Genomic DNA, 20803 nt, shown 5'->3' on the forward strand with positions numbered 1-20803 from the left:
CGAAATATGCATCAGGAGAACAATGAGCAAGAATATTTCGCCACACTGAAAGAGCGCGCGGCGCAACTGGGTGGACAACAGCAGGAGTTGGCTCAGTATGTTGTGGAACTGGGTAAGCTTCATTACATACAAGAGGTTGAGGAGCCATTTATCAAATGTCAGCAAATACTGAAAGAACGGGCGGCAGAAAGCGGAGAACCGCTGTTCAAGCCACTGGCAGAAGTGTTGCGTTCTCTAATTGGACAAACAGCTGGCGATGTGTTTGCACATCTAACCGAGCATGTGACCGAATATCCTTACAGCACTGGGTATGAGCGCAGACCGTTTCGCACTTCGGATATTACCGCTCATACTTCCCGGGTTTATAAAAAAATGGTGCAGTTGATCCGAATGGACTGTATCGGATTCTCTATAATGGATTATTTAACGAAAAAGGATTACGAACCAGGCAGGGATTACCGGATTCAGGAAACGATTGGGGAATGGATTGCTTACGAGCTAGACAACGGCAATTCACAGGTGCTAGAGGCGCTAAAAGCTATTATTTATGGGGATAATCAGGCGGCGCTACTTACGCGCAATATGATTAAAGGCATGCTGCTAAGCCATCAAGATGAGAATTATCACATGATTGGCGAGCTGCTGGCAGCGGCCAGGCTTCAAGAGGGATTACGCCAAAGCATTGTGGAGCAAATGGATGAAGGAACTCCTCAGGCTCTCATTTATCTGTTAAAGGTGATCATCGACCAAGGCTTCATTCGATACAGTTCGGTAGTGCGGGCACTTGCAGTGTGGACGGGCATGGGCTTGGAATCTGCCAATCAGCGGGTCGTTCGCCAGCTGATCGAGCAGGCATATGAAGCATTAACTCGCACTGAACTGCGCCAGGAATGGCTGACCAGTTCAAATGCTAACGAACTGTATATGAGCTTGTGGGCTACGGCAGTACATGAGGAACGTGATTTATATGGACAGGTTCGCCAACTTATGGAGCAGGGAGCAGCATACCAGAAGATTGTAGCACAGTATGTACTGTCTAATACTAAAAACAAGGATCTGCGCCTCGGAATTGCGAGAGAATATCTGGATGAGACGGACCCGGAGCTTCGCTATTGGATACTGACGAACTATACAACTGATTATTTTTATGAATGGGTAGAAGGCGGGACGGTCGCGGATCGAATCGTTAAAGTGGCGCGCACTCCTTTGCTGGATAGCAAAGAGGAGCGTCGTAAGGATTTTGAACGACTTCATAACCTGTTTGTACATATGAAAAAGGGTGAGTCTACCGAGCCTTCCAAGGTGCTGGATTATGTAAACCTGTATCACCGCTCGGATGCACCTATTCAAAAAATGCTGTATCTCGCTGGTTATGATATGGATGCTTCCTGGATTGGGGAAATTATAGCCTTAAAGGATCAGATTAGCCCTAATCTGCGCGGCGAGATATTGAATCATTTTGTGCAGAACCCTGAGGATGCGGTACAGCGTGATTTTATTTTTTCCAGCTTGTCTGACAAAAGTATGAGTATCCGTGAGTTCGCTGTGGCCAAGGCGCGCAAGCTGACGCTGTCGGAACCAGAAATGCAGCAAATGGAAGCCTTATTAAAGCTCAAGACAGGCTCGTTGCGACAAAGTGTCATTGGTGTGTTGCTTTCACAATCGGAAGATCCGCTCGCTGGCTCATTGGAACGCTTGCTTCGTGCGAAGGCGGAACTGCAACGATTGGGTGGACTGGAAATATTGACGAAGATATATGCAGACCCGGATCGTGCCGAGCAGTATGAAAGCCTGCGGGCTTTAGCGGATATCATTCAGCAACCCACCGCCAAAGAGGAGCAACTGCTGTCCAAGCTGGGACAGGAGGATGCTTATACAGGGACAAACGGCTTTGGCTTGTACGATCCGAATGTCAAGGAAGCTTGGTTGGAAGAGAAGGTTGATCTGGGTGATTTCCGAATGGCCGATGTTTTTGCTAGTCCATTGGAGAAGCTCAAGCAGTTCTTGAGTGGACTGGATGAGCTTGTTCATCATCATCGTGATGTGGAATATACTGCGGAGTATTATTCAGGCTACAAAGATACATTGCTTATTGGGACGAATCTTCGCCCTCTACGACTGGTTCAGGTCGATGAAGAAGTAGATTCCAGGCTGTCTTTATATCCTCTTTATGAGGAATGGGAACGTTATTTGCAGGAGAGCGGCATAGAAGCACGTGATCTGCTGGAGCTTGTTTTTTATGATCGATTGGAGCCAATGGACCAAACGTTGGATCGCTACTATCGATATTTCTCATTTAACTTTGGCTATTCAGAACAAAGCAAGCAAAAGCTGCTAGAAGGATGGCGTAAAGACTTCGCCGAACAAATGTATCCTTTAGAGCGGATTAACGAGGTTCAAAAGTGGATGGCAGAGCTGACCTATTCCGATCAGGTAAGCACATTAATTAATGCTTATTTTATGGACACAGCCGGTTCCGAAACATTTGACGTAATCGACCTTGCCTTCAATTCACTAATGCAAAGCATGCCTAAGGATAGACCTGTAGAGGATATGGGAATGTTTCATTTATTGTCCGGCCCGTGGTTGGCATTGGAGAAAGGGCGAGTCCATGATAATGAGTCCTTTAAGCGCTTTTTCCATACCTTTGTGAACTACGCAGAATGGCCAGGCATGGAAAATCGTTTTTATTCTCCGCTGGATCTGGAGGATCACTTCAAAGCCTATGAAAAAGGACTGATCAGTGTAGGTGAAGTGTATCGGGAGCTGCTGGCCGGTAGTGAAAGCAGAAGGCATATGAGCACCTTAACCAATGCTCGTAATACATGGATTTCCAGCAAGCCAGAATTTTTGGAGATACGTCGTACGGTTATTGATCGACTGCTAGAGGTTGAATTGGTTCGAGGCGATTTGCCTACCGAAGCCACGTCAAAGGTGATGGGTCTGAGCCGGATTGAAGGCATGGATTATTTTATCCGTATTCTGGAGGGGCTCGACAAGGAAACGTTCGTGCGTGGTTATGTGTATGGCTACGGTGATCGTATTACCAAAAAAGAATCGTTCAGCCACTTGCTCAAGGCATGTTATCCAAGTGATGGCGAGGATGCTGCATTACTCAAGGAGAAGCTGAAGAACACTAAAATTACAGATAAACGTTTGTTGGAGGCGGCAATGTATGCCCCACAATGGATTGAGATTGTAGCAGGCTATCTCGGGTGGGAAGGACTTCGCAGTGCAGCATGGTACTTCCATGCGCATATCAATGAAGGCTTTTCGGCTGAGAAGGAAACGATTGTAGCTCATTATTCACCGATAGCTCCGCAGGATTTTAATGATGGTGCCTTTGATATTCACTGGTTTCATGAGGCCTATGAGACGCTGGGCGAGGAACGATTTGATCTGCTGTACGACTGTGCCAAGTATATTTCGGCTGGAGCCAATCATCGTCGATCCCAATTGTTTGCGGATGCGACGTTGGGTAAGCTGAAACGAAGTGAAATGGAAAAATCAGTGGAAGACAAGCGAAACAAAGACCATTTGTTGACCTACAGTTTGATTCCACTTGCCGAGCCGCCTGAACCAGATGTCCGCGAACGTTATGATTTTATCCAGAAGTTTCTGGAACAAAGTAAGAAATTCGGGGCACAGCGTAAGGCTAGTGAGGCACTGGTTTCACGGATTGCGCTCGGGAATTTGGCACGTAATGCAGGTTATGATGACGTAACCCGTCTCGTCTGGGACATGGAAGCTCGCAAGCTGGATGATCTCCGCTCTTATTTTGAGCCCCATGCCTTAGATGAGGCTACAACGATACAACTGGTCATTGATGATGAAGGAACGGCAGATATTGAAATTGTCAGCAAAGAGAAGACGCTGAAATCCATTCCGGCTCGTTTTAAGAAGGATGAGTATGTTACGGCGTTGAAAGAGCTTAAAGGAGATCTGGTAGACCAATATCGCAGAGCTCGCAAAGAATTGGAACGCTCTATGGAGTCTGGTACGACCTTTATGGTGAAGGAATTAAGAGGATTGTTAGGCAATCCTGTGCTTGCTCCGCTGGTGAGGACACTGGTTTTCAAAGCTGGTGATCACCTCGGTTATTTTAATGAGGATACGTTGGTGTTGACTGCTCCTTCTGCTGAACAGCATACTATTGGAGAAGAGGATAAGTTGGTTATTGCACATCCACTTCATTTGTACGAAAGTGGTCGTTGGAGCGAATTCCAGAAGGACTTATTCGACCGCCAGATACGCCAGCCATTTAAGCAGGTGTTCCGTGAGCTGTATCTGCTGAATGCTGATGAACGTGCCAACGCGACAGTTTCCCGTCGGTATGCGGGACATCAGGTACAGCCGAATAAAACGGTATCCTTACTAAAAGGTCGACAATGGACGGTCAGCTATGAGGATGGACTCCAGAAGGTGTACTATGCCGAGAATCTGATTGCGAACCTGTATGCCATGGCCGATTGGTTCTCACCAGCGGATACTGAGGCTCCTACACTGGAGACCGTGCAGTTCTTTGATCGGACAACATATAAGAGTGTGCCTTTGGAGGAGGTTCCACCTGTTCTGTTCTCTGAAGTTATGCGGGACGTGGATCTGGTTGTCAGTGTTGCTCATGTAGGCGGCGTTGATCCAGAGGCTAGTCTGACAACCGTTGAAATGCGTAAGGTCATTGTACAGGAATCCCTTCGTCTGCTGAAAATTAGCAATGTACGCTTAGATGGGAATTACGCACGTATAGATGGGAATCTTGGCGAGTATGCGGTGCACCTCGGAAGCGGTGGGGTCTACAAGCAAGCGAAGGGAGCACTGCACATTATTCCGGTGCATTCGCAGCATTGTGGTCGCATCTTCCTGCCGTTTCTGGATGAGGATCCAAGAACAGCCGAGATTCTATCCAAAATAGCGTTGCTGGCTGATGATCAGAAAATCAAGGACCCACAAATTCTTGAACAGCTTCAAGCGTAGGATAGAAATTGTAATATAGAGAAATTCATAATTAACTCAACGTTCGCACCTAGACAAGGTTCCAAATCATCGTCTGTATAGATTGGAAGCTCAGTTTAGCTGCGGAGGTTGAGTTATTTAATATCAGGTATGAATCGAGCTCGAATAAGGAGTTATGCGTAAAAAGTTGTTCCTGGTTTTGAAGGGAAGCTTACGACATCACAATTGACGATAATAGGAGAATACAGCGATGGTAAATAGCATCCTTTTACAAGAGTACGCAACTGAGTATCAATCGCAAGTAGTCGATTTAATTCTACATATTCAACAAAATGAATATAATATCGCCATCACTAAAGAAGATCAGCCTGATCTGCTTGATATTGAAAACTTTTATCAGCATGGTAACGGCAACTTCTGGGTGGCTCTTCACGAAGGAATCGTAGTAGGGACGGTTGCCTTACTAGATATCGGAAACCATAAGACGGCGCTCAGAAAGATGTTTGTAAAACAAAACTATAGAGGCAAAGCCTTTAATGTTTCAAATCAATTACTTCAGCATGCCATAGGATGGGCCAAGGAACGGTCTGTTGAGGGAATCTATCTTGGAACAACACCGCAATTCGTAGCCGCTCATCGTTTTTATGAGAAGAATGGATTTGTTAGTATAGCTCTTGATGAATTGCCAATGGGCTTTCCAGTTATGAAAGTAGATAAAAAGTTTTACAAATACACCATTCAATAAATGGCCTGAACCAAGACGATCCTAAAGGAAATTCCTGCTCAAAACTGACTTCGTGCTCGCCTCGCTGCCTTCTGCCGAGCTGCAATACAAACTGCCGCCGAGCAGGAATTTCTTTTGTTTAGGACAGGTGTTTGCTAGAATGAAGAAGACCGTGTAAGCCAATGTTAACTATACAACTGGGAGGGATACAAGTATGAGCAAAAAGATTAAATGGGGAATTGTCGGTACGGGATGGATCTCAGATCAGTTTGTTGCCGATCTGCAACATGTTACGAATGGAGAAGGATACGCCGTTGGATCACGCAATATTGAAAGCGCTACCGAATTTGCAGCCAAGCATCAAATGGCACAGGCTTACGGTAGCTATGAGGAATTAGTGCAAGATTCCGAGGTCGATGCTATTTACATAGGGACTCCTCATCCTTTTCATAAAGAAAATGTTCTAGCAGCTCTACGAGCGGGCAAAGCCGTCTTGTGTGAGAAACCCTTCACCGTCAACAGCAAAGAGTTGGAGGAACTAATCCGTTACGCCCGTGACCATAAGCTATTCCTGATGGAAGCAATGTGGACGCGTTTTTTGCCTCCGATACGCCAAGTGCAGGAGTGGCTACATGCGGGACGTATTGGTGAAGTGAAGTTGGTGAAGGCGGAATTCGGTTTTCGCATAGATTGGAACCCAGAGGGAAGATTATTGAATCCCGAGCTGGGCGGAGGGGCATTATTAGATGCGGGAATTTACCCCGTTTCTTTTGCTTCGATGGTGTTTGGCCCTGAACCAGAGCATGTATGGAGTACTGCTTATATCGGGGAAACGGGCGTTGATGAGACATTTTCAATCATGTTGGATTATGGAAAAGGACGTACAGCTATGCTTAATGGGGCAGTTCGTCTCGGACTGACGAATGAAGCTTATATCCATGGAACCAAGGGCTATATTCACATTCCGTCGTTCCTGAATGGTACATCGGCTACTTTAGTTGTGGACGGTGAAGAGGCGCAAAACTTTCAGGATAATCGTTCCTCTACAGGCTATGCTTTTGAGGCAGAAGAAGTTGGGCGCTGCTTGAACGAAGGTTTGCTCGAAAGCTCTACTATTTCTTTGGATGAATCATTAGGAATTATGAAATTGATGGATCAGATTCGTTCACAGTGGGGACTTCGGTATCCGTTTGAATAATCACATTGAATCCACAGTGCTTCCAGGGACCGTTCAGGTTCCTGGATTTTTTTGTTATCTGAACTTTTTTATACATAAGTATTCCCAATTTCCTAAAATAGAGGCTTTGGTCGCACGCTAAAAAAGACCATAGAAGCATGTCAAAGTGTGGGACATATGAATCATTTTTTATGATTATAAATAGTTAAAAATACGTCATTAAAAAGTTACAAAAGTGTAATCTTATGATCGGTTAACTGAATTGTTAGCGTTCTCTTTTTATGAGAAAGAATGAAGGTCCTAGTGTTCTTCTTCCAAAAACTTTCAATGAAATTTCCGGAAATGTGCGGTAGGGTGGTAAACGTGTCACTTGAGCCATTGCGGCTTTTGCTGATTTGCTTGCTTACCCCGTGGCTCTGGATTTTTGTTGGAGCTCGCAGGGTCGAGAGCCTTTGCAAGCCTGTGAGCGTTGAATAAGCATTCACCTCATGACCAAACATCAAGGAGGAATTACAAACGTGAAAGTAAAATCAACATGGGTGTTCCGTATGGTGATGATGACAGTCATTGCGGCTGTTGTGATCGGACCTATGCATATTGCAGGAGCGGCAGGAAGCCGGACAGATCGGCCTTGGATGAACACGTCCCTGTCGGCTGAGAAACGGACAGCATTGCTGTTACAAGAAATGACGTTGGAAGAAAAAATAGATCTGGTGACTGGTAAGGTCAACAATTATTATGGATTTTATAATAATTCGATGGAACGGTTGGGTATTCCAGCGTTAAAGATGGCAGATGGACCTGCGGGTGTGCGGATCGCCAATCCGGATGTGCAGGACAAGCAATCAACTGCGTTGCCGGCCCCTATTGCACTGGCTGCAACGTGGGATACTCAGGCTGCCAAACAGTATGGAGATTTGCTTGGAGACGAGGCTTTTAATACAACTCATAATGTGGTGCTTGGACCGGGGATGGATATTGCCCGTATTCCATGGGGATCGAGGAACTTTGAATCTATGGGCGAGGACCCGCTACTGCAATCGCAAATGGTGACCGCTTATGTCAAAGGTGTACAAAGCCACCCTGTCTTGGCGACTGCGAAACATTACCTTATGAATAATCAGGAGACGGAGCGTTTCACGACAAATGTCAAAGTCAGTGACCGTGCGCTGCATGAAATTTACATACGCCCGTTTGAGGAGGCTATTGCCAAGGCAGATTTGGGCGGAGCTATGTGCTCCTTTAACAAGGTCAACGGCGAATCGGCATGTGAGAACAAGACCATCCTGACAGACCTTTTGAAAAAGGAAATACAATTCAAGGGCTTCGTGATGAGTGATTATGGCGCGAATCTGAGTACAGTCGAATCGGCAAATAGCGGCTTGGACCTGGAAACACCGGGAACCCCTTATGGTAAATGGGGAGATCAGCTGCTGGATGCGGTCAAGACTGGTAAAGTAAGTGAACAAACGATTGATGATAAGGCTAAGCGTATTCTTGTGCAGATGTTCAGTAAAGGTTTGTTTGATCACCCGGCTCAAAATAATCAAATTGATGCCCGGGACCATGGTAAAACAGCCCGTCAATTGGCTGAGGAAAGTATGGTGCTGCTTCAAAATAAAAACAACGTATTACCGTTGTCTCAAGATAAACTCAAATCCATTGCTGTTATTGGTCCAGATGCAGATAACGGCACCGTGGCAGGCGGAGGCAGTTCGTTGGTGAATCCGACGTACACGGTGAGTCCGCTGGAGGGCATTCGTAATCGTGTAGGCAAAGGAGTTACCGTCCAGTATGCACCGGGCACGGATCCTATTTCTGCGGGAGACATTATGCCAGGTCCATCAGCTGTTCCGTCTTCGTTGCTGACCACATCCGATCAGAAAGAGAATATCAGTGTTGGATATGCGACTTATGGCGATGCTGAGCAGGGACTGCGAGGCGAATACTGGAAGAATAACAAGATGGAAGGCAATCCGATTCTTGTGCGCAATGATGATCAAGTCAATATGAACCTTGGCTTTTATAATTATCAGGGTTTCAATGCGAAGTCTCCTAAAGTTCCCAATACACCCACGACCCTGAATGGTTTGATATCTGCACGCTGGACAGGGGCTATTGCAGCTCCCAAGGATGGTGACTATGCATTGTCATTAACCAGTCTGGGATCAAGCAAGTTGTATATTGATGACAAGCTATTTGTAGATAATCAGGGTACGAAGCTGGAAACAACGAAGAAAAACATCTCGTTCAAAGCGGGAGAAAAACATAAGATACGTATTGAATATCGTGCCGATTATCCGACAAATGGTCGCGATTCTGGCGGTATGGTTCGTCTGGGCTGGGAGCCTCCAGCAGATACGACAGACAAGCTGATTGACAATGCTGTAAAGCTGGCCAAAAAATCGGATGTTGCGATTGTGGTCACGCGTACGTATGAGAGTGAAGGCTATGTGGAGCGTTCCGATATGGAGCTGCCAAACAATCAGGATCGGCTGATCCGTGCGGTTGCCGCTGCCAATCCGAAAACCATTGTGGTACAAATGAGCGGCAGAGCTGTGCAAATGGACACCTGGCAGGACAAAGTTCCTGCGATCGTACAGGCATGGTTTGCTGGTCAAGAACAAGGGCATGCCATCGCGCGCGTCTTGTTTGGGGATGTAAATCCTTCTGGCAAGCTACCGGTAACCTTCCCGGTTAACGAGCAGTCTACACCTGTATCCTCACCGGAGAAATTTCCGGGTGTCAATGGAGTGGGTGACTATTCAGATGGTATTTTTGTAGGCTACCGTGGATATGAAAAATCGGGTATGCAACCTACGTTCTCCTTTGGACACGGTTTATCCTACACGACTTTCGGATACAGTGATTTGAAGGTAAAACAGCATGCGAGTGGAAAAAAATCCGTTCGTACAAGTTCAGTCGAGGTTTCGCTTAAATTGAAAAACACTGGGAAAAAGGCTGGAGCTGAGGTTGTACAGGTATACAGCGGTAAGCTTCCGACCAATGTAGAGACCCCATCCCGTCAACTGGCAGGTTGGGCCAAGGTAGAGTTAAAGCCGGGCCAAGAGAAGAAGGTTCGCATTGAGCTCGACACGAAAGTTCTCTCTTATTGGGATGAAAAATCCAAAGCATGGGTTATGCCATCTGGGGAAGTTCCGATTTATGTAGGCAGCTCCTCTCAGGATACAAGACTGACAGGAAGTGTTACGATTCCGGCAACCTCTACAGAAAAGGCAAAAAAGTAATCCCGTTATATTCCTTTTAAAGTGGTTAAATTTCAAGAGAGCACGGGCACTAGCACCGGCTCTCTTTTTGCTGTAAGTAGGCAACCATTCTAATAGAATCTAATAGGTATGCAAAGGGACAACCGAGTGAAAGCTGTAATAGAGGAACGATGGGGACAATCTGATTATATGAGAGAGGAGGACATTAGATGAAGAAACTCCACAAACAACGACGTTCTGACTTCTTGCTGCTTATAGTTGCAGCTATCATCTTGATTGGTGCTATTCTGGTCAGTCTGGCTATGCAGAATGGTATGAACACGGCAGGCGAAAAGAATGTCAGTATGTGGCTAACCACACCGGACCCCGCGAATCGTCTAACACAGCAAGCCCCAATTCCATGGAGAATAGACGACAGTAACGAAGCTGCAGCGAGTGCGGATACACTGACGGTTGAGATTAGGCCCAATATTCGTTACCAGACGATGGAAGGGTTTGGTGCAGCCGTGTCCGGTTCGTCCGCATATCTGATGAATCATGGCATGTCTGCCAATCAGCGTGACCAGTTGCTCAATGATTTGTTTACAGCTGGCGGCATTCAATTAAGCTATATTCGCCATACCATAGGAGCATCAGATTATTCAGTGGATGAACAGGGACAACCTAGCAGCTATACTTACGATGATGTGGCAACGGGCAAGGACTATGAGCTAAATCATTTTTCCATTGCCAAGGATCGGGATGTGATCGATGTGCTGAAGCAAATTCTGAGAAGAAACCAGGATCTACGGATTATGGGGACTCCATGGACGGCCCCGCCCTGGATGAAATATGGTGAGCAGATATATAACGGCTGGTATTTGGACTATACCGATCCGCGTGTCTATCAGGCGTATGCTGACTATTTTGTTCGTTATATACAAGCCTATGCGAACGAGGGAGTCCCAATTCAGGCGATTTCCATTCAAAATGAACCGGAATTCACCACGTCCAAGTATCCCAGCATGAGTATGGGAGCAGTGGAGCAGGCGAAATTTATCAAGCAATACTTAGGCCCTGCTTTAAGTCGAAACGAATTGTCTACCCACATTATTGCCTTTGACCATAACTGGGATACAGGGAGTGAATATGCCAAGACCGTGCTGGGAGACGAACAGGCTCGAAGCTATACGCACGGAACAGCCTTTCATTGCTACCAAGGAGAGCCGACAGCGATGACAGACGTGCACGATGCTTTTCCGGATAAGCCTGTTTATATGACAGAATGCAGCGGAGGAGCATGGAGCCCGGGCTTTGGAGATGATTTAAGCTGGGATATGTCCAAGCTGATTATTGGCGCACCTCGAAACTGGTCGCAAAACGTCCTCTTTTGGAATATTGCACTTGATCCATCCGGCGGTCCGACCAATGGTGGATGTACCAACTGCAGAGGTGTAGTGACCATCGACCCGTTAAGCGGTGCCGTTACAAAAAATGTAGAATACTATGCGATTGGACATGCCAGCAAATTTGTTCGTCCAGGTGCGGTACGTATTGATTCTACCCACTATAGTGGAAGTATCGAAACAGTCGCTTATCGTAACCCCGACGGTACGCTGGTCCTGATTGCCGCCAATACGGGAGAGAACACCAAGACATTTAAGGTTCGGCAGGGAAATCAAGTTTTCAAATCAACCCTTCCATCCAAGTCAGCAGCTACCTTTCAATGGGAGCCTACAACTTCCTGATACGGTCTCTACATCAATGTTTATAAAAATTTTAGAGTGCTTAGCCCTAACTGGCTAAGTGCTCTTTTTTTTCTACCAAGTTCCAATTGTGAATAAATAAAATTTTAATATTGTTCAGAATCGGTTCAGAAGCGGATGATAAGATCTTTTCACTAACAAAAGAATGAACCGTGAACGAGGAAAAACTGGTGATCAAGAACCAATAAAGAATGGCAGAAGGCGCTAATTGTGACGTTGCTGGCAGGTATGGCATGAAGACCACAGCTTTGTTCATGTGGAAAAGAAAGGGGACACGTCAGTAATTGTGAGTAAAGCGAATACAGTATCTTTTACCGATCAATCCAATATGTCATCCCAAGCGTTGCAGGTGGTACAGGAGGCTGTGAAGCAAGGGCTGATCACCGGTTATCCAGATGGCTCATTTCAGCCAGATCAACCACTGACGGGTAAGGAAATGGCCGCTTTGCTGGCTAATGTACTTAAGCTTGCCGTAACGGCGAAAGCAGTAACTTTTAATGACACACAGGGGAGTTGGGCCCTTCCTTATATAGAGGCGGTGCGTGCGGCAGGTCTAATGACTGAGGACCCAACGGGAGCTTTCCACCCGGGTGCTCCGGTGAGTCATGAGGAATGTGGCAGTTCTATAACGAATCCAACACCCACACCTAACCATGTACCTGTTACAGCCACAGTTCCTCCCGATCAATATGGCATTGTAGGTTCTGAAGATACACTAGTAGATTTAAAAAATGTATTTTTTGGTGCTGATCAGGATGAGCTATCGTATCGTGCGATCACTTCAGATGTAAACGTAGTAAAAGCAGAAGTAGCAAGTCAACAGCTTACGTTAAAGCCCAAATCAGCAGGAAGCACACAGGTGTTTGTGACAGCAGAGGATGGGAAAGGTGGTAGAGCGAGCGTGTTTTTCACCTATACAGTCACTGGCTCTACTTATAGCTCAACTTTGATCTAATTAGATGTTACAAAGCTGGACGTTCACGTTGTATTTAGTGGTACCGCCTGGCAGAGCGACTATATTTCAGGTTCATTAGGAACCACAGGAGGCATTTTTTTTGTTCTTTTCACAATATGTCGATGGTGGAGACGGTCGCATCGTGCTGCAATTGTTTTACAACCGAGAATGTGACTTCTCTCATAAAATAGAAGGATATGAGCTGGAGGTTCACCAATTCATGAAAAATACGAACCGCATGAACGTGTCCAGCATAGCGCTATATCCGGTTAACCCATTAATACCGTATCTGATCATAAACAGCATCTTTTACGATTTTATAGATGTTACAAATGTTTCCTATTTTAATCAAGAGGGTCATTTTTATAACCCAAGCGAATTTAATACGGTCGCATATGTACTAAAATATCATGGAACTGTGGTAGATGTGCTTGGAGAGCCTCATTCGCAGGATCAATTGTTTCCTCAAGGTGGGACATTTGTTCGTAAACAAGGTATAACATGCGGATCGCCCGTTTTTAATCAGCAGAATGAGTGGATTGCATACCCGAAAGGTACTTATCAATATGTGGGAAGGCATACACCTTAATTGTGTATATTGGGGGGAGGCAAAAAAACTTCGAACAGAAAAGCTGAAGGTTTTCACTGCATGTATCTTACAATATTTGGCAGACTTACTTTTGCGAAATTAGTTTATAAGGATTGCTTGGTAAAAAATTAGAGATTTCCATACAGATTTGGTTGGGATGCTTCTAATGGAGAAAGATGTGTAGTTATGCATGAGTGATGCTTGGCAGTAGCTTGCTTTTCAACGTTTCCCATCAATCCACCGGGTCATATTTTCCGGCTAACACAAGAGTGGAAGAATTGTAACAAAAGATTAAGACTTCGATGAGCGAGAATTATAGTATCCTTGAATGAAAGTTCAACACTCCAAGGAGTAGTTTTCCGTCGCGGTCTCTACTCCTTTTGGCATTAAGCTAAAGGGAAACGTTTGTTTAATCAAACAGCGGTAGTCTAGGACTTTATTTTCTCGTCCAAGGCTGCTGCTGTCTTTTTTTTGGGGGACAATCGGATACTTATTTTATCGAGTTTGCCGATTTTGAAAATTGAAAAGACGCTAGACTAGATATACAGTTCCAAATATTTTACTTACTTATGCTTATGCCAGGTATTTTTTATGATGTAGTTTTCCTATATTTGTAACCAAATCGTTTTTGCCTCTGTTAACTTCCCTCGTGTCCTCAATGCAATTGAAGTAGCGATCCGTTATCAATTTTGATTGATTTGTCTTCTGTTATTAGTACAAGCATTTTTCATCCTCTTAGCATGTAATAGAGCATGAGGGGAGGTGAATCCAATTGGCTAATACACGTCGTCCAGTAAAAAAGAAAATAACGCAATATAACTCTCCAGAACACAGATGTCACAGAAGATGTCGCAGAGCTTGCTGGTATGGTGACCACTGGGATCTTTGCGAGGAATGCAGAGTAGACCATAACGGAAACAACAACAGCTCGCGCAAAAATAGTGGTAAAAGCAGCGTTGTGAAGAAAGTGAAAAAAATCAAGAAAACTTGCAAATGTGGAAAACGATAAGTAATCAAAAACATCTGTTAGCGCTTAAAAGCCTTCTCTGTTAATACAAGAGGGGGCTTTTAAGGTTATAAAACCACAATAAAAAACATATCGGGGGATATATCATGGGATGGTTAGCAGAGGGCGTAAAGAAGAAAACAATGACCATTCGAGAGTCTACGACATTATGGAGGCATACAATACATATGAAAAATGTATCTATATCACTAAAGCGATGAAAATAGTAAACACCTGGATTAAAAACTGTGGTACTAAGATTAAAAATTCCATTTTTATTTCCTCCTTATTAAGACCCTAAACGATGTATAACTGTTTTCCTAAATTTCTAAAGATCAAAAAATAATGGTAAGAGGGAATTTTGAATGAAGAAAAATGGTTTACGCTACTTGCTACACTTACAATGGTGGCTGCATTAGGTACTTCTGTATCCGCTGCACCTGTTGTTCCGTCGGCTGATACTTCAGTTTCGGTTTCTGCTTCTGAAGCTTTAACAAAAGATCAAGCTACATCCGAAACTGCTGTCGATCAATCCGAGCAAGAGGCTCAAAAAGTTGTCACAAAATACTTAACTGCTATGCACGAAAAGAATTTTTCGGATGCAGTAATAGAACTGATTTTGACAAAATTGAAGTTGTTGGTGCCCAAAAAGAGTCCAATTCGAGTGTAGCAGTTACAGTCAAAGAGGATGGGGAAAAACAAAATTTGAAAGTAATCAAAGATGGTGAAGAGTGGAAGTTAGTTCTTGGTGATGGCAATCCTGCAACCGTTAAAGCACTGAATCCATCTGAAATTTCTACAAATGCGGCTGTAGACTATTATAGACTTAGTGGGGTTCAATATGGAACTGTACTAATTGGGGGCGACGCATTTTCTGTTGGTTCATCCCATTCGGCGACAATCAAAGGATGGCAAGACACAGGTATTAGTGACGTAAAAGCTGTTAATAGATATGAGATTGTGCAAGATGTATGGAATGGATGGAAAGAATGGAGTGTTCCACAGAAGGTATCTGGAAACAGTTCTGAAAAAGATTCTAGTACCTGGTACAGTAGATCTTTTGATGGTATCCCGGCAGGTAGTGGATATCATATCAGAATTTTGAATTGTTTTCATTCAAAAAAACGAACGCTACATTTGAAGCTGCAATGCTGATTGATTGAGAAGTAGGGGGTTCTGGAGAAATCCAGGAGAGCCCTTTTTAATACATGGTTGAAACTAAAGGCTGGTTTTAACCAGCCGGGGTATCTGTAGCAAGTAGACTGACTGATCGACAAGTAAGAGAGCGACTCCCTCTGTTTCATATTTAATAAATAAAAATTTGACATCAATCAAATCATATTTCCCTCGGTTGTCCTCCAAAAAGTCTTGAAGATATCCCATCTCCCACTAACCATTAATAATCCTACTTTTGAGAGCTTCTTTTTCACTAGGAACCATACCTAACAGGAGAGAGGCAATACCTGCTGCCAAGCTAGGTGCAGTGTATCCTTTTGTAAATGCGATCATTAATGATCTCCTTGTACTTAAAGTTTTTAGATGATTATAATGAAAATATAGTTTATATTTAGACTTTTTGAAGTTGTAGAGTCCTAATATATCCAAACACTTCAATTACAAAGGAGAGAATTCATTTCATGAGTATACATTTAGAGTTGGATTCCTTGTCGGTTGAAAGGCTAGCAATGGTCCTTTCAGGACGGCCAGGCATGTTCAAGTTGTTTTATGATACAGAGGATTGTGGATGCAACGGCGTACTTACCGTTTTGGTGATCGATGCACCGAATGCAACCGACACAGCAATTCAGTCCGATTCGTATTCTTTTTGGGTAGATCGGCAGCAGGAGCAGCAGTTCGATAGCCAAATGCGGCTTGAGGCAGATCCAAGTTACCCATCGTTCAAAGTAAGTAGCGATGCTGGTATATTGAGCAGCAATGTTAGAATTCAAGATCGGCGTGTAAACTCGTCCAAGGCGTGATATGCGGAGGTAATAAAAATATTAAGCACCAAAAAGCAATGCTAAATTAACACCAGCTTCCCAAAAACGAACCTTGTTAAGCCCATAGGGCAGAGGTTCGTTTTTACAATAATCTTTATGATAATTTCAGAAGGACGATGAGATGATGAAAAACTTGCTCGTTTCTGGCTATCGTGCCCATGAGCTGAATATTTTTAGTCAAAAGCACGAAGGTATTCCATACATTAAAAAGGCGATTGCAGGCAGACTGATTCCCCTGATCGAAGAAGGGCTGGAATGGGTAATTACCCCTGGTCAATACGGGGTGGACTTGTGGGCTTGCGAGGTCGTCATTGCATTAAAGGAGCAATATCCTCACTTAAAATGCTCTATTATGATGGCTTATCAAAATATGGAGGAAAAATGGAAAGAGGATAAAAAGGAATATTTTCAGCAGATTTGTGCCGAAGTTGACTATGTGGGAGTGGTTAGCCGCCAGCCGTATCAGGGAATATGGCAACTCAAGGCACGGGATGAACTCCTTTTCCGCAAAACAGACGGTTTATTGCTTGTGTACGATGAGGATGCCGGAGAGGGCAGCCCACGTTTTATGAAGGAACTGGCATTGAAAAAGCAACAGGCAGAAGGCTATCAATATATCAGTATTAGCTCAGAGGATATCCAAAGCATAGCTGACGAAGAACGATTATTCATGGACCTCTGATTTTTAAAGCATTAGCCCGGATTTTTGAACAAAAAGGACGGAATCGTCCCTTTACATTTATGTAAGCGCTATCATAAGATTTAAACAACCATAACTTATCAGTCATATAAAATAAATTTATTGAAAATACAAACCATGAAAGGAGCTAATGATCAGATGAACAAAAGATTTCGGCATACTGTGTTGCTCTGTCTCGGTGTCATGTTGTGTGGAGTGGTCACTCCAATGGATAGCCCAATCTCAGCTGCGTCTACGAGGCAAATGGAGAAGCTGAACAGGGGAACTGTCGCAGTGAAGGTACCAGAGGGTATACTGGTGAGCTGGCGTTTATTGGGTACGGAAGCGGATTCGGTTGGCTTCAATCTGTACAGAGGGTCAAGCAAGGTGAATGATGCGCCGATTACATCGAGAACCAACTTTCTGGACAAGGCAGGTACGACATCATCTTCGTATACCGTTCGTGCCGTGGTCAATGGAGCAGAGCAGGCCGCTTCTCCAGCGGTAAAGGTATGGAACAACAACTATCTGGACGTTCCCATCCAGCAGCCTGCAGGAGGCACAACCCCGGATCATGTGAACTACACGTACAATGCCAATGATGCCAGTGTGGGGGATCTTGATGGGGATGGCGAGTATGAGATTGTGCTGAAATGGGACCCTTCCAATTCTAAGGATAATTCGCAATCCGGGTATACGGGAAATGTATTTTTGGACGGATATGAGCTCGATGGAACACGCAAATGGCGAATTGATCTGGGACGGAACATTCGGGCTGGTGCACACTATACGCAATTTCTCGTCTATGATTTTGATGGAGATGGTAAAGCAGAGGTCGTATGCAAGACAGCAGACGGCACGGTAGATGGTACAGGTGTAAAGATTGGCGACGCTTCGGCTGATCATCGCAACACGAGTGGATATATTTTGAAAGGCCCCGAGTTTCTAACTGTGTTCTCAGGTGATACAGGCAAGGCTCTTAGTACGATTGACTATGTGCCACCGCGCGGAACGGTGTCCAGCTGGGGAGATAACTATGGTAACCGTGTGGATCGTTTTCTCGCCGGGGTTGCTTATCTGGATGGCGTGAGACCCAGCATAGTGATGGCACGTGGTTACTACACGCGTACTGTTCTAGTCGCATATGATTGGCGGAACGGCAATCTAAGCCGCCGCTGGACCTTTGACAGCAACAGCTCCACCAATGCCGGGACGGCTGGACAGGGGAATCACAGTTTGAGTGTGGCAGATGTGGATGGAGATGATAAGGATGAGATCGTGTATGGCTCACTGGTTGTAGACGATAACGGAGCGAAGCTGGCTAACACGGGAATGGGACATGGAGATGCGCTTCATGTCGGGGATTTGGACCCGGACCGTTCAGGATATGAAGTATTTAAGGTAAACGAGGATAAAAATGCCACCTACGGAGCAGCCATGTACGATCCGCGCAATGGCAACATTTTATGGGGCGTAAAAACAGGCAAGGATACCGGACGAGGCATGTCGGCAGACATTGATCCGCGTACGAAGGGGAATGAGCAATGGGCACCAGGCATCGGATTACGTTCAGCCCAGGGGCAGCTCATTACCAACACGACGCCGTCTTCTATTAATTTTGGTATCTGGTGGGATGGGGATCTGCTGCGTGAACTGCTGGATCATACCTCCTCAAGCGCTGGTAAAATTGACAAGTGGAACTATGCGAACTCGACGACTTCCAACTTGCTTACGGCCACAGGGACGAGTTCCAATAACGGAACCAAAGGAACACCGTCGTTGCAGGCTGATCTGTTCGGTGACTGGCGGGAGGAAGTCATTTGGCGCAAAAGTGATAATTCGGCGCTGCGTATCTACACAACACCTTACGAGTCAGAACACCGATTCTACACGCTTATGCATGATCCGGTGTATCGCCTGAGTGTGGCCTGGCAGAACGTAGCCTATAATCAGCCCCCGCACACCGGATTTTATCTGGGAGAAGGGATGTCCAAGCCCCCGCAGCCGAACATATACACTCCTTGATATGCAGCTCGGTAGTGGGTTGAATGCTGGTTAAATGAATATAATCAGAAAGGGCTCCATGCTAATCGGGGCTCTTTTTGTTATGGGTGCAGAGGGGAACGTATGTTTTCCATATAAATGGGAACGCTAGTTCCTACAAAGGTAATATATGTGTATGATAAAGGAGGCGGGATCTGTGAGTTCTTTAACGACTGAAAGCATGATCGAGCTCGTAACTAATGTCGGATTCCCTGCAGCATTAAGCCTGATTCTGTTAAAATACATTCTCGTCACCCTTAACCGTAGATTGGAGCAGCTGGACCGTTCTGTGAAGCAAATGTCACGATCCTTGGAAGAGATCGAGGCAAAGCAGAAGAAACGGTCAGAACCTACGCTCCCGGCAAATACGGACAAACTTCGTGCAGAATGAACAAAAAAAGGCAAATAGAAACAATTTAGCAACCTAATCGAGCACCGAAATTCTTATAATAGAAACGTGTGCAGTTTATGCAGACATATGATTATGGAGGTGTATTTGAGTATGAAAATAAATACGAAACTATCCGCACTATGTGTTGCGGCCACACTTTTGAGCGCGGCACAGATCGCCGCTGCTGCACCCGCTGTGACCAGTCCCGCGAATGCGGCGCAACCGAACGTTGCTAGTCCGTCAGCAACTGTACCGACCCAGGTGCCTGCACCAGCAGCATCAGCGTCTGTTGCGACGCCAGCCCCTGCGCAAGCGCCGTCAGTTCCAGCAACAACTGCCCCAGCCGCAGGTTCCGTCCAAGCGGCCACACCAGCAGCTCCGTCTGCACCAGCACCGCGCCCATCCGCGTCGGTAGCACCAGCGGCAGCTCCGTCTGTACCATCGACTGCCAAGCCGCAGCAGCCGTCTACTTCGGCGCCAGCCGCAGCTACAGCTACTAGCGTGAATCCAACCCAGCTGGACAAGCTGAACCATGAGAGTGCGATTCCGCTTGTGCTGGAGGCGCAGTCTCGTTATCAGTATGCCATCAGCGGTGGCAAATCGTTGGGCCAAGCGTTCCAATTGAACGGTAAAAGCTACCGCTATTTGTCCGAGGACATCGGTACGAAGACCAAATTGATCAACTATCTAACGCAGGCTTATACGAAACAGGCCAGTGAGCAATTTGTCGGTAAATTTTTCGTTGAAGTTAACGGCAGACTAGCTCAGTTGAACGCAGATGGCGGCAATTTGCTAGAGTTCAGCCGGGCTACGGCGAAAATGGTAACCATGACTCCGGTGAAGCGCAGCTACCTGCTGACCGTGCCTTATCCGGCAGAAGCCAAACAGCCAAACGAGAAAATCACCGTGAATTTTGAAAAGGTCGGCAGCTACTGGAAGGTTAGCTCCGCGCCGCATGTTATTTTCTAAATTAAGATTTTGCAACGTTCTTTATAAATAGGGTAAAGTGATGTTAAGGCTTGTTTCGTAAGCCCTAATTCAACGCAGGGGAGTGCTGTGCAATGATGACACCGATCAAGGTAAAAAACGTTAAGGATATTGAGAAGATCAATCAAATCGTATCCAATTATACGTATGACATCTGGATTCATGGCAAAAGCGGCATGGCAGATGCCAAATCCATTTTAGGCATGTATGTGCTCAAGCTGGATGAGCCGCTAACTCTGGTTGTACCTGACAACGTCAATCCCAAAAAGCTGTTCAAGGAGTTGGAGGAATTTATTCATTTTCCTGCTCAAGCAGAATAAACAGCAA

The 20803-nt window shown here is 45.3% G+C and carries 15 protein-coding genes; all 15 read left to right on the forward strand.

Annotated features, from left to right (window positions below; translation table 11 throughout):
* Positions 1-6 precede the first annotated feature (6 nt).
* The 15 genes from HFE01_RS22395 (at position 7) to HFE01_RS22465 (ending at position 20796) form a co-directional block, all read left to right on the forward strand.
* On the forward strand, positions 7-4974 hold the full coding sequence (locus HFE01_RS22395) for a DUF4132 domain-containing protein (RefSeq protein WP_107734976.1): 4968 nt from the start codon (positions 7-9) through the stop codon (positions 4972-4974).
* A gap of 229 nt (positions 4975-5203) precedes the next feature.
* Entirely contained in the window at positions 5204-5698 is a 495-nt protein-coding gene (locus tag HFE01_RS22400; protein ID WP_107734975.1) for a GNAT family N-acetyltransferase, read from the forward strand.
* A 193-nt stretch (positions 5699-5891) separates the two neighbouring features.
* The gene (locus HFE01_RS22405; protein WP_017426283.1) at positions 5892-6875 is read left to right on the forward strand and encodes a Gfo/Idh/MocA family protein; all 984 of its coding nucleotides are present in this window, start codon (positions 5892-5894) and stop codon (positions 6873-6875) included.
* Positions 6876-7372: 497 nt separating this feature from the next.
* Positions 7373-10102: a beta-glucosidase gene (locus HFE01_RS22410; protein ID WP_107734974.1), complete on the forward strand. Its 2730-nt coding sequence runs from the start codon at positions 7373-7375 to the stop codon at positions 10100-10102.
* A gap of 188 nt (positions 10103-10290) precedes the next feature.
* Positions 10291-11808 carry a glycoside hydrolase family 30 protein gene (locus tag HFE01_RS22415; protein WP_107734973.1) on the forward strand — a complete coding sequence of 506 codons (1518 nt, stop codon included), beginning with the start codon at positions 10291-10293 and terminating at the stop codon, positions 11806-11808.
* 274 nt (positions 11809-12082) lie between these two features.
* Positions 12083-12781: an S-layer homology domain-containing protein gene (locus HFE01_RS22420; RefSeq protein ID WP_243208235.1), complete on the forward strand. Its 699-nt coding sequence runs from the start codon at positions 12083-12085 to the stop codon at positions 12779-12781.
* 100 nt (positions 12782-12881) lie between these two features.
* The gene (locus HFE01_RS22425; protein ID WP_025364121.1) at positions 12882-13370 is read left to right on the forward strand and encodes a hypothetical protein; all 489 of its coding nucleotides are present in this window, start codon (positions 12882-12884) and stop codon (positions 13368-13370) included.
* A 1367-nt stretch (positions 13371-14737) separates the two neighbouring features.
* The gene (locus HFE01_RS22430) at positions 14738-15046 is read left to right on the forward strand and encodes a hypothetical protein (RefSeq protein ID WP_225164846.1); all 309 of its coding nucleotides are present in this window, start codon (positions 14738-14740) and stop codon (positions 15044-15046) included.
* Between the two features lie 35 nt (positions 15047-15081).
* Positions 15082-15531 (forward strand): hypothetical protein, encoded by a 450-nt coding sequence (locus HFE01_RS22435; protein ID WP_025364123.1) that lies wholly within the window; start codon positions 15082-15084, stop codon positions 15529-15531.
* Between the two features lie 482 nt (positions 15532-16013).
* Complete coding sequence (locus HFE01_RS22440; protein ID WP_025364124.1) at positions 16014-16355, forward strand: iron-sulfur cluster biosynthesis family protein; 342 nt, start codon at positions 16014-16016, stop codon at positions 16353-16355.
* Between the two features lie 145 nt (positions 16356-16500).
* On the forward strand, positions 16501-17058 hold the full coding sequence (locus HFE01_RS22445) for an SLOG family protein (protein ID WP_025364125.1): 558 nt from the start codon (positions 16501-16503) through the stop codon (positions 17056-17058).
* Between the two features lie 156 nt (positions 17059-17214).
* Positions 17215-19080, forward strand: coding sequence for a rhamnogalacturonan lyase (locus tag HFE01_RS22450; protein ID WP_481856255.1), 1866 nt, complete (start codon positions 17215-17217; stop codon positions 19078-19080).
* Between the two features lie 175 nt (positions 19081-19255).
* Entirely contained in the window at positions 19256-19489 is a 234-nt protein-coding gene (locus HFE01_RS22455) for a hypothetical protein (protein ID WP_013369600.1), read from the forward strand.
* Positions 19490-19600: 111 nt separating this feature from the next.
* Positions 19601-20458: a DL-endopeptidase inhibitor IseA family protein gene (locus HFE01_RS27710; protein WP_167438524.1), complete on the forward strand. Its 858-nt coding sequence runs from the start codon at positions 19601-19603 to the stop codon at positions 20456-20458.
* Between the two features lie 92 nt (positions 20459-20550).
* Positions 20551-20796, forward strand: a complete 246-nt coding sequence (locus HFE01_RS22465) for an HPr family phosphocarrier protein (RefSeq protein WP_016819915.1) — start codon at positions 20551-20553, stop codon at positions 20794-20796.
* The last annotated feature ends 7 nt before the right edge of the window (positions 20797-20803 follow it).

The sequence above is a fragment of the Paenibacillus sp. EKM10P genome (assembly GCF_011800655.1).
Classification (GTDB): domain Bacteria; phylum Bacillota; class Bacilli; order Paenibacillales; family Paenibacillaceae; genus Paenibacillus; species Paenibacillus polymyxa.

Coding starts and splice junctions, on each gene's coding strand:
- HFE01_RS22395 (WP_107734976.1), top strand. CDS start 7: ATGCATCAGGAGAACAATGAGCAAGAATATTTCGCCACACTGAAAGAG.
- HFE01_RS22400 (WP_107734975.1), top strand. CDS start 5,204: ATGGTAAATAGCATCCTTTTACAAGAGTACGCAACTGAGTATCAATCG.
- HFE01_RS22405 (WP_017426283.1), top strand. CDS start 5,892: ATGAGCAAAAAGATTAAATGGGGAATTGTCGGTACGGGATGGATCTCA.
- HFE01_RS22415 (WP_107734973.1), top strand. CDS start 10,291: ATGAAGAAACTCCACAAACAACGACGTTCTGACTTCTTGCTGCTTATA.
- HFE01_RS22440 (WP_025364124.1), top strand. CDS start 16,014: ATGAGTATACATTTAGAGTTGGATTCCTTGTCGGTTGAAAGGCTAGCA.
- HFE01_RS22445 (WP_025364125.1), top strand. CDS start 16,501: ATGAAAAACTTGCTCGTTTCTGGCTATCGTGCCCATGAGCTGAATATT.
- HFE01_RS22450 (WP_481856255.1), top strand. CDS start 17,215: ATGAACAAAAGATTTCGGCATACTGTGTTGCTCTGTCTCGGTGTCATG.
- HFE01_RS27710 (WP_167438524.1), top strand. CDS start 19,601: ATGAAAATAAATACGAAACTATCCGCACTATGTGTTGCGGCCACACTT.
- HFE01_RS22465 (WP_016819915.1), top strand. CDS start 20,551: ATGATGACACCGATCAAGGTAAAAAACGTTAAGGATATTGAGAAGATC.